5 protein-coding genes are annotated in these 12033 nt (G+C 62.6%); all 5 read left to right on the plus strand.

Features of this window, described 5'->3' with window-relative positions:
• The first annotated feature begins 23 nt into the window (after positions 1 to 23).
• A complete protein-coding gene (locus RDM88_RS08625) occupies positions 24 to 9461 on the plus strand; it encodes a hypothetical protein (RefSeq protein ID WP_308754455.1) in 9438 nt (3145 codons plus the stop codon).
• 6 nt (positions 9462 to 9467) lie between these two features.
• Entirely contained in the window at positions 9468 to 9998 is a 531-nt protein-coding gene (locus tag RDM88_RS08630) for a hypothetical protein (RefSeq protein WP_308754456.1), read from the plus strand.
• Positions 9999 to 10096: 98 nt separating this feature from the next.
• Entirely contained in the window at positions 10097 to 10783 is a 687-nt protein-coding gene (locus RDM88_RS08635) for a hypothetical protein (RefSeq protein ID WP_308754457.1), read from the plus strand.
• Between the two features lie 155 nt (positions 10784 to 10938).
• Positions 10939 to 11487, plus strand: a complete 549-nt coding sequence (locus RDM88_RS08640; RefSeq protein ID WP_308754458.1) for a hypothetical protein — start codon at positions 10939 to 10941, stop codon at positions 11485 to 11487.
• A gap of 23 nt (positions 11488 to 11510) precedes the next feature.
• Complete coding sequence (locus tag RDM88_RS08645; protein ID WP_308754459.1) at positions 11511 to 12002, plus strand: hypothetical protein; 492 nt, start codon at positions 11511 to 11513, stop codon at positions 12000 to 12002.
• Positions 12003 to 12033: the final 31 nt, after the last annotated feature.

Genomic DNA, 12033 nt, shown 5'->3' on the forward strand with positions numbered 1-12033 from the left:
CGGAGGCGAGCGCCGCCGTGCCCATGAGCGCGGACGGAGTGTATACGGTCAAGGCCTTCCGCGGCGAAAACCTGCTGACCACGATGTCCCTGATGGCGGGGGAGATCGAGCTGCACAGCCTTGTTGCAGTCTATTGGAACCCCGATCCCGAGACGAAGAGCAACGCCGACGGCACGGCCACCATCCAGGGCGGAGACGACAACAACCCGGGAAGCGCGTACGCGCCGGTGCGCTCGTTTGAGCAGGCGCTGGAGCTGGTCGCTCCGGACGGTACGATCTACTGCATGAACCCCGCGGCGGAAAGCGCGGATTATCTGAAACGCAATTCCGAGATGACGCCGGAGAACATCCTCTTCAGCGGCGTCTTTGAGGGCCTTGCGCAGTTGCCCGTCCGTGTGGCGCGGCATACAAACCACCCCTCCGGGGCGATCTTCACCCTCGGAGAGGGCGTTACGATGACCCTGTCGAAGATCGAGATTGCCGGGACGAACGCCCAGACGGACGAGCTGATCCGCCTCGCGGGCGGCACCCTGAAGATCGGGGACGGGCTGCGTCTCCCGGCCGGCCAGATTTTCTTTGAGCACCCGGATACGGCGCAGGCGGTCGAACTGCTCGCGATGCCGCAGGACACGCTGGTGCTCTCCTTCGTGGCGGGTGAAAACAGCTTCAAAGCGTCGTTTGACGCGGTGCGCGCCGCCGAGGGCGTCTCCATGCAGGAGGCCCTGGCGAAGCTCGCCCTGACCGAATCGCTGAAGAATACGACTCCCGCGTGGAGCCTGGTGGTCCGCGCGGACGAGGCGAATGTCGTCCAGGCGCGCCCGGCCGTAGTCTACAGCGGGTCGATCTATCTCTCGGGCACGGGGAACGACGCGAATACCGGAGCCACAGCGGCCGACCCGGTGCGCACCTTCGCGCGCGCAAAGGAGCTTTTGGCCAACGAGCTGAACGGAAGGGGATCGATCTACATCTGCGGGACCGTCCCGGTGGAAGGGGACGAGGTCTGGTCCGGTGCGACCATTTACCGTGATGGAAGCGGTTATGGCAGCCTGGTCGAAGTGTCCGGCAGCCTCGTGATGGATAAAATTACCATGTACGGAGGAACGCCGGGCGGCGGCGGGAATATTTCTGTTTCCGGCGGAAGCCTGACCGTCACCGGCGGAAGCCGGCTCTCAGGCACGAGAAGCAACTATTCCGATCCGAATAGGGAAACTCCGATGATCTATGTCTCCTCGGGAAGCGCGGTTCTGCGGGGCGATAGCACCATCAGCGGAACGGACATCGGCGTGGAGATTGCCAGTTTCGGCAAGTTTACGCTGGAGAGCGGAACCATTTCAAACGTCCTGAGGGGCGTGGAGGTCGGGGAGAATCGCCGCTTCGAGATGAAGGGCGGCTCGATCTCGGCAACGCGCACGGGCGTCGGCACCCTCGGGGAATTCGTCCTGTCGGGGGGATCGGTGTCCGCTTCGGACAACAATGGATTTGCCGTCTCGGTCAACCATTCGATTAGCGCGACAAAAGCGGCCTTTTCGCTGGACGGCTCGGCCGCCGAACTCTCGGGAAAAATCCGGCTGGAAACCCTGGAGGAAAAAATCATCCTGACCGGCGCGCCCGGAGCGGAGAAGACCTTTGCGGTCGAACTGAGCGACAGCCACCACCCGGGTAACGTCATCGTCGCGCCCGGCGGGTCGCTGACGTCGGCGGAAACCTATGCGGACGCGTTTACGCTGAGCGGGACGGTCTACAAGCTGGCGGGCTATCAAAAAAATCTGGTGCTGATGGGCGGCGTCTATCTGGATGGAACCGCCGCGTCGAACGGCACCGGCCTTTCGCCCGCTTCGCCGGTCCGTACCTTTGCGGCGGCGAAGGGGATCCTCGATAACAACAGCGATCTCCCGGCAAAGGTGATTCTCTGCGGCCCGGTGACCGTGGGCAACGGCATCACCGAAGTCTGGCAGGCCTCGCCCGACAAGGTGATCGAAGTGACCCGCTGGGACAACGCCGACCGACCGATCGACCGGTTTGTCACCGTGGCGGGCGGCAGGCTGACGCTGGAAAACGTCGTCCTGGACGGCCGCTTTGGGGAGGCCAATACGTCTGTCGATACGATCGTGTCGGTCGAAGCGACCGGTTGGCTGACGCTTAATGAGGGGGCGGTTATCCGCGGCAGCGCGGGCAGCGGCGTCACCGCAAACGGCGGGATAGTATATCTGATGGGCGGTGAAATCTCCGGAAACAAGGGCCGGGGCGTCGATTCCACGAACGGCGGGGTCATGATCAATTCCGGGAAAATCACCGGAAACGGAAGAAACGGCGTGTACCTCGACGGAGGCACGATAAACATGTCGGGCGGCGAAATTTCCGGGAACTATACCGCCCTGGAAGAGACTGAAAAATATGAGACACACCGCGGCGGCGGCGTCTGGATCGCCGGCGGCGAGTTTACGATGAGCGGCGGCGAAATCTCCGGGAACCTCTGCGACATCAGCGAAAACCGCGGGGAAGCGCTCGGCGGCGGCGTCTATTTCGCCGGCAGTAAGATGACGGTAAACGGAGACGCGCGCATCAGCGGAAACACGGCCACCAAGGGCGGCGGCGTCTATTTTGCCGGCACAACCGGCATGGAGATGGGCGGGACCGCGTCGATCAGCGGCAACCATGTGAATGAAGCAATCCTGACGGAAGAAAGCAGGCTGGAGGACGGCGCGCTCGGCGGCGGCGTCTATGTGGAGGCTGGCGATCTCACGATAAAGGACTCCGTCACAATCACGAACAACGAAGCAGTTTCTAATCAGGGCCGGCAGACCCCGGCGGGCGGCGGCGTCTACATCGCGCCGGGACTCTCGATGCTCGAGATCAAAGAAAATGTGACGATCAGCGGGAACACCGCGCAGCGCGGCGCGGGCGTGGCCCACGAGGGCCAGTTCTTCAACCTGGGCGGGACCGGCGTCACGATCGACGACGAAATCTTCATCGACATAAATCAGGAGACCATAGCGAAGAAAGGTCCCATCGACCTGACCGGCCCGCTGGGGACTGATAAAACATTCCGGCTCCGCGTCCCGGATACCTACATTGGAAAAACGGTGGTCACGGGCGATACCGGCTATGACGCCGCGGACTATCTGGAACAGGGCGTGTTTACCCAGGTCGAGATGGGCGGCGGTCTGACGCTGGCCGGGAAGAGCCCCGACATTGTCGGGCGGGGCGGCCTTTACGTCTACCTCAGCGGCACGGGTAACGACGGTCGCGACGGCACCAGCCCGGACGACGCGGTCAGGACCTTTGAGAAGGCGAAGGAACTGCTGAAATCCCGCCCCAAGGGAACCAACATCCTCATCAGCGGAACAGTAACGATCCGCAATAATGAGACCTGGTCCCTCCCGGAGATGACGAACAACAGCGGGGAGATGTGGCGTCCGGAGATCCGCACGATGGCAGACGGGGTGTATACCTTCGCGCCGGTCTTTGTCTCCAAGGAGAATAACAATGGCGTGGTCGTGGGTCCGGATGCGAAGCTGACGCTCGAGGACATCATTATCAACGGAAACGGGGTCCAAATCGCGGCGACAACCGCTTTGGGCCGCTACGGAGCGAGCCTGGTCCAGGTCAGCGGCGCCGGGGAGCTGGTGCTGGGCGAGGGAACGATCATCGAAAACAGCATGGGCCCCGGCGTTGCGGTCGGGCGCGGAACCTGCTCGATCGACGGCGCGGTCATCCGCAACAACGAGGGCCCCGGCGTGTGCGCTCCCGCCAACGAGACGACGATCACAATGAACAGCGGCTCCGTGACGGGCAACCGGACGGGCGGCTTCATCATTGAGGGAGGCCCCCAGACGTTCATCATGAACGGCGGGACCATCTCGGGCAACACGCACGGGGAAAGCGGACTTGCGAACGACCCGGCCAGCGGGCTCGGCGGCGGCGTCTGCATCTTGGCGAAGAACGCCTCTTTCGAGATGAACGGCGGCGAGATCAGCGACAACGAAGCGGCTGGGAACGGCGGCGGCGTTTGCCTTGGCGAGCCAAGTTCAACAAACTATGCCACCTGTGTCATCACCGGGGGCAAAATCACCGGAAACCGGGCGGGCAAGGAAGGCGGCGGCCTCTACGGCGGTACCGTCAAATTGGACGAGGGCGCGGAAATCTCCCGCAACACCGCTGGGACCAGCGGCGGCGGCTTTAGCATCCGCGGCATTACCATGCGGGGCGGGACCATTTCAGATAACACGGCGGCCTCCGGCGCCGGTGGTGGAATCAACCTCACAATATCGGGCGGCACGATCAGCGGCGGCACGATCAGAGGCAACACCGCGGCCAGCATCGGTGGCGGCATTTATGTGAGTGCCGGTTCCATTCTTGTGGACGGCGGTTCGATCACAGACAACCATGCGTTCGGAACGGCCGCCCTTCATGGCGGCGGCGCCATTGGAAGTTCTGGGAAAAGCAACATCACCATCCGCAGCGGGAAAATCTCGGGCAACACGTCGGCTGGGAACGGCGGCGCCATCATGCTGGGGCTGTTGGGCAACACCGTCACGATAGAGGGCGGCGAAATCAGCGGCAACGAGGCGGCCGGGGACGGCGGCGCGATCTACCTGATTTCGTGCAGCAATGGATTTACCATGTCGGGCGGCAGCATCTCCGGCAACACTGCGGGCGGCAGCGGCGGCGGAATTGCCGGAAATCCCAGCGGTAAGATCGCATACACCTACGACGGCGGCAGCATCACGGGGAATACGGCGGCGGAAAACGGCGGCGGCATCGACCTCGAGAGCGAAGCCAAGTTCAACGGCGTCACCGTCTCGGATAACACCGCCCGCGCGGGCGGCGGCGTCCGGGTCGCGGAAAAGGGCAGCCTCACGATCAACGCGGGCAGCATCACCGGCAACCGGACGACGTCTGCCGGTGTGACCGGCGGCGCGGGCGTCTGCCTTGACGGCGGCACGGTCACCGCGGCGGGCGGCCAGATTTCCGGAAACATCCTCGGATCCAGCACGCAGAAGGGCGCGGGCGTCTATGTCGCGGGCGGCAATTTTGTCCTGCGCGGCGGGCGGGCCGTGATCGACGACCCCATTTATCTCAACACCACCAGTTCGCCCGTCCGGGTTTCGGCGGCGATCACCCAGAACCGGAAGTACCACCTGACCATGAACATGGGCAGCGGCTCCACGCAGTATAAATCCGGCAGCGCGGTGGCCAGGCCGCTGAACGGCAGCGGCGTTTCGGACGCGTCCGCCTACCTGCGGTATTTCCAGTCGGACGCCGAGGGCCTGCTGCTCGATAAGGCCTCTCCGGACATCGTGCTGCGCAAGATCGTCTTCCTTGACGGCGAAAACGGCGGCACGAGCGACTGGTACGACGGCTCGACCCCGACGAAAGCCTTCAAGACCTTCGAGCTGGCAAAGGCCGCGCTGGACGGAGCGCCGGGCGCGATCTACGTGACCGGCACCGTGACGGTGGATAAGCCGACGGCGTGGAGCCTTGAAAACGGGCAGTACCTGCGCCGGTATAACGGCTTTGAAGTCGCGGGGCAGAAGAGCTACGACGCGTTCGCGGGCGACCTTGTCCGCGTGGCGGACGGCGGCTCGCTTACGCTCACTAATATCCCGATCGAGGGCAGGCGCAGCGCGGAGGACAGCTATACCGCCTCGGGCACGCTGGTGCGCGTCGCGAACGGCGGAACCCTGACAATGAACGCGGGCGCGGCGCTCCGCAACAACAAGACCTCCGGGGACGGCGGGGCCGTCATTGTGGAAGAGGGAGGCACTTTCCTGTTCAGCGGCGGCGAAATTTCCAATTCGCAGGCGGCGCTCGGGGACGCGGTCTATCAGGGCGGCACGATGAAGGTCACGGGGAACGCTTCCGCCAAGGGGAGCGTATACCTCGCGGCCGGGAAGACGGTCGGCGCCGTAACGGCGTTTACCGGGGCGCTGACGGTGGACATGGCGGACCCCTACATGGACCGCGAAGTGGTCGTCTATCCGGATACGCTGGGTTCCGGCAGCGCCGCCGAGCTTGCCAAATTTACGCTGGCGGAGGCGGTCGCGGCCCAGTACCGGCTGGTGCACGGCACGGTCGACAGTCACAGCGTGCTCAAGCTGGGCGAAAAGGGCTTCGTCTATGTGGACGGCACCCGGGCTTCGGATGGCGACGGCACGACCCCGGATACGGCCTTCGCGACGCTGCGGGCGGCGTATAGCAGCCTGCAGAGGGAAGGCGGGACGATCTATATCGTCAACCCGGTGACGATCACCGAATCGATTAAGATTGCCGCCGACAGCTACGAAGACAGAGAGGAAAAAATCTCGCTCACCGGCGGCCCGGTGGCCGTCAAGCGCTACTCCAAGCCGACGAAGACACTGACCGGATACGGCAAAGCATCCAACAAGGCGGAGCTTTTCATCGCTGAAAGCGGCGGTTCCCTCCAGTTCACGGGCACGACGATTGACGGCCACAGCGAGGCGGTGACGCAGGGCCGCGAGGCGCTGATCGCGCCCGCGGTTGAGGCGGAGGCGCCGCTCGTGACGGTGCAGTCGGGCGGAGCCTTCAACACCAGCGGCACGATCCTGCGCAACAACCGGAACGCTTCGGCAAACGGACAAGGCGGCGCGGTGTATATCGCGGAGGGCGGGAAATACCAGCTCTACAGCGATACCGTGATTGCGAACACCCACGCGGAGGAAGGCTCGGCGGTCTACCAGACTGGCCAGTTGATGATCTCCTCGGCGGTGGGCACGGATGAGGAACTGTCGGTCGAGGGAGAGGTTTTCCTCGGGACGGAGAAATACATCGAAACCTTTAACGCGTTTGCCCCTGTAGGAGCCCTGAAGATCGACCTGGGGGATGCCTACGACGGCAGGACGCTCGTCACCTATGACGCGCAGAATCCGGATACGATTGTGGTCGACCCGACGAAGGTCGCGCTGTCCGACCGGGTGGCGGCGGGCTTTGTCGCCGGCAAGCGGGAGGGCGAGAACGTCCTCGAGCTGCAGACAAAGGGCGCGGTCTACATCAACGGCGTGAGCGGCAGCGACGAAGCGGACGGCACGACGCCCGAAGCGGCGGTGAAGACCCTCGCGGAAGCCTATAAGAAGCTGGCCGCGCAAAAGGGCGGAACCCTCTATGTGGTGGGAGAAATTACCATTGGAAAGGACCAGAACATCACGCTGAGCGGGCAGGAGCTCTTTGGCGCGGGCTACGTGGACGCGGGCGGCCCGGTGACGATCAAGCGGTATTCGCAGCCGACGGCGCATGCGACCCTGGACGGCTACGAAGTGGGTGGCAATACCGGCTCCCTCTTTGTGGTTGAGGGCGGCGGAAGCCTGACGCTGGAGAACATCACCGTCGATGGTCACCGCTACGCCGTGACCGGGGACGAAAAAATCGCCGCGCCGGGTACCGGTGGTGAAGCGATTGTCACCGTAAACGAAGGAAAATTGATCCTGAACGAAGGCACGGTCCTGCAAAACAACGTTGCAGCACTTCTCGGTGGGGCAATTGCCACGCCTCTGGCGGACGCAAACGGGCCGATCGAGATCGAAATCAACGGCGGCAAGATCACCGGAAACAAGGGGGCTACAGGCTCGGGCGCAATCTTCGTGGGCATAGGAGCTTCTCTGAGAATGACAGACGGGGAGATCTCCGGAAACGAGGGAAGTACGGAGCAAGATCAAGATATGGTCGGCGGCATCTATTCGTTCGGCGCGCAGGTGGAGATCACCGGCGGGAGCATCCGGGATAACGTGGGCATGGGCTTCGTGCTCAGGAGCGGGAACGCCTCGCTGAAAAACTGCGTCATCACGGGCAACAAGGCTTTACAGTATGCGGGCGGTATCGTTAACAACGGCGGCGTATTGACGGCGGAAAACCTGACGTTGTCGGGCAACACGTGCGAAGATGGCGTCAACGGAATCTACCAGAATGGTACGCTGCGCCTGCGCGGCAGGGCGACCTCCTTCGGCGCCGACCAGTACGTCTACCTGCTGAAGGGCAAAGTCATCAACGTGGAAGGGGCGCTTCCGGATTCCATCGAGATTCCGGTGGACATGGATCGCGCGGATACGGACGATGCCTACGGCCCCGGCCGCGACGTGGTCGTCTACATGGACGGGGTCGTGGAGGACGTCGCGGCGGAGGCCGTGAAATTCCCGCTCGCGGACGACATCGAATACGCCCTGGTGAAATCCCCCACGGAAGCAAATACCCTGGAGCTGGGCTCCGCCTTCCAGTTTGTAGGCCCGGAGCAGGACTTCCTGAAACAGGCGGGCGTCCAGGCGACCATCATGGCGGAGGTGTCTTCCCCCCAGGTGGAAAGCTGTGAGCTCTATTGCGGCGAAACCAAGGTAGAGGCGCAGTTCAAAGGCGTGGTCAATTCGCCCACCGAGGGCAAGTCTTATGTATCCGTAACCTTCACGCCCGAGTGGGACGCTGGTGGCAGCTATTATCTCAAGGCAACCGACAGCAACGGCACCACCGTGAAAAGCAAGGACTTCACCGTCTCCCTCTGGCGGGTCGCGTACAGCGGAAACCAGACGGCGATGGAGACGTCGACGCTCGGCGTGGACGAGACCGGCCCCAACGACATCGCCACGCTGGAGGTGAAAGCCTTTCAGCCGTTGGTAACGGACTATGACCCCGCAGACCAAACCAACCTGCAAATCGATGACTACGCCTTAACGGGCGACGACGCGTCCTTCGCGCCGCAGCTCGTGGAGAAGGATGCGGTCGTCAACGCTCGGACGGTCTGGGGCAGCGACGACGCGATGAAGAAGTTTGCGATTACGCGCACAACTGACGGAGTGGAAACCCCCGTTGGAACCACGCGTGCGTTCTCCGTTAATGCGACGGTGCCCTACAGCCTCTACAACGCGAACGCGATCAGCGAGGAGAAGGACGGCCGCATGACCATGCAGGTCACCCTCCGGAGAGGAGCGGTAGAGTACGCGGCTGACACCGCAGAAATCAAGCTCCACACCAACCCCGCGCGAATCGACGCGACGGTACCGCTGTGGGTGTGCATGTACGGCTACGGCGGCGACGGCAAGGTCGTCACACCGGAGGAGGGAAGCTACACCATCAAAAACAACTCCTCCTTCCCGGTGGCGGTCACCGAAATGTCGGTGCACCCGGCGGACGGCTGGCATCTCGTACAGGCTCCGGATGGCGGGTTCGTCACGAACGGGAAGTACGACATCTCCAAAAACACCCTCGTCGAAGGGCAGGCGGCGCTCCGTCTGGATACCCACTGGATTTCTTCGGGCGTGAACGGTGCGGATTGGTCAATGTCGGCGGGTGACGCCTCAACCGGCCCGCTCTTCCAGCCCATCGGGGCGGGGACGGCCCGTTCGATACCCGTCGAATGTTACATCCCGGCCGGCGGCGTGGCGGGAGAAGGGGAAACCCTGCTCGCCACCGTGACCTACACGGTGGGCGTCAGCGGCTCGGCCGCGAACGGGGGGTGATAAGCGATGTGTGAAACGGAAAGCACGGCCCCGAAAAAGGGTCGCGGAAAACTGCTCCTGCTTCTGCTGCTTTTGCTCCTGCTGATCGCCGCGGCCGTGGGAGGCTGGTTCTGGTGGCAAAGCCAGCAGGACACCTTCTTCGACGTGGCGGCGATGACCGGCCACCTCCCGGGCAAAACGGAGGAGGAGATCCAGGCGGAACTCAACCGGATCGTGGAAGAGGGCATGTTCAACATTGCGATCAACACCTACATCCTATTCCCGGACGGGCGCGGCGAGGGGCTCGCAAACATCGAGAACATCGCCGCCAACCACTACAACATGACGGTTCAGATCACGCTCGACAGCACGGGCGAAACAGTCTACCAATCCAAAGGCGTCAAGCCCGGACAGTACATCCAGTATATCAGGCTGTCCGAGGACCTGCCGGCGGGTGTCTATAACGCGACCGCAATTTTTACCGCGCACATGCCGGACGACGAACATTCGATCGCCGGGCAGGCGGGCGCGAAGCTGGTTCTTGAGGTAGAAAACTGAGCGCGGCCGCACAACCGAAGGAGGGGGTATGTGAGAGAATCACTTTCCATAAGGTTTCCAAACGATCCCAATACAAAACATCTTAGGAGGTCAAAACAATGAAAAAACTGTTAGCGGTTCTTTTGGCAATCACAGTCGTCATGTCCATGGGCGTCGTCGCTTTCGCGGCGGGAACTAATGGACCGCATGCCGAAGATAGCACGCATGGCACCGCGGATACTGCGGGAGTCGCTTCAGCGGGAGAAAACAAGTTTACGGATAAAGGCGAAGGCGCTTATGGTGCGGACTCAAAATTCTATCTGAACATTGATGGCAATGCGATTTCCGGAGACACAAGCATCAGCGTCGAAGTCCCGCTGTGGGTCTGCATGTATGCATACGGCGGCGACGGTAAGGTCGTCACCCCGGGAGCGAATAACTATATGATTGCAAACCGCAGCTCGGTTGCTATTCAAGTCACAAAAATGGATGTTGCACCGGCAGCGGGCTGGAGCTTCGGTGAGTTTAAGGATGAAGTCGTGGCGACCGGCTACAAGCCTTCCAGCAACAACCTGACTGTTGCGAAACAGCTGGCGTTGAAGATCAACGATGTTCCTATGGTAAATGGTACGACCGAGTATACTCCTTCTGACTGGAAGATCGCCTCGTCTGGGACGACCACCCCGGTCGATATGGATCTCCCGCTGAAAGCATACATTGCTCCCGGCGTGAATACGGCGACTGAAGACGTGCAGGTTGTGACCGTAACCTATACAGTCAAAATTGCCCCGAACGAGACGGTCTGATTATTCTGATTTCCTCCGCGCGGGGGATTCCCCCGCGCGGGGCCTTCGGGCCCCCTGTACGAATGTTCACCGAGACCGCGGAGCAATCCGCGCCCCAAATTTTGAAACAGACGGCGCAAGCCTTGAAATAGAACCGAAATAAGGCGGGATAGACGATGAGCGAAGAAAAGACGGAAGCGCAGACGGAGACGAAAAGGGACAGCGGCAAAAAGCTGCTTGTCGCGGCGTGCGTCCTGCTGCTGCTCGTGCTGGCCATTTTGGCGTATCTGCTGCTGCGCACGCCCAAGGCGGGGCCGTCCGGCCTCGCGCGGGAGGCGGCGGCGCTCGCCGGGCAGCTCGAGGGCAAGACGGAGGAGGAAATCCAGAAGGAGCTCAACCGGATTGTCGAGGAGGGCATGTTCAATATTTCGATCAACACGGCGCCCATCTTTGAAAACGGAGGGGCCGAGGGCCCGCTCCAGATTGAAAACGTGCCGGGCAACCGCTACCTCATGCAGGTGCAGATCACGCTGGACGACACGGGCGAGCTGATCTACAAAACGGGCCTTATCGAGCCGAACCACCACATCCAGAACACGAAGCTGGACGTGGAGCTGGGAAAGGGCGAATACCTCGCAACGGCGGTCTTCAACGCCTACGACCCCGAGACGGAGGAATACGTCGGGTCGGCGGGCGCAAAACTGACGATCACCGTTTTGAACTGACAATGATCACGGGAGGGACGAGGATGAAACGGATGAACAGGATTCTCGCGGCGCTGCTGGGATGCGTGCTGGCGCTGGGCATGGGGGTCGCGGCGCTGGCGGCGGATACGGATACCGGGGAGCCGATGGGCGCGCCCTCCCACGCGGAAAGCGGCGTGCACGGGACGAAAGAGGAGGCGGCGGTCGGCGGCTTCGGGGATTTTGAAAGGAATCCCCAGAGCGGCTTCAGCGCAACGACGCAGTTCTACCTGCGGATCGAGGGAGCCCCCTACATCGGTCCGTCGGGCGGCGGCGGGAGCGGCGACGACTCGGTGCGGCTGCTCGTGCCGCTCGACCTCAAGATCATCGACGACCTGCCCGTCCCGGTGACGATCCCGAACACGGGCAGCGGCCCGCTGCCCGTCGTGGCCTTCGCGCTGCTGGCGGCTTCCGGCGTGCTGATTGCGGCCGCCGGCTATCAAAGCGGCGCCGGGAAATCCCGCCGCGGGCGGGACGACCGGACAGCGCCCAGGTAGATGGAAGAGGTCCCCGCGCGCCGGCCGGGGA

Origin of the sequence: uncultured Anaerotruncus sp. (assembly GCF_902490045.1) — a bacterium.
GTDB lineage: Bacteria > Bacillota > Clostridia > Oscillospirales > Ruminococcaceae > Anaerotruncus.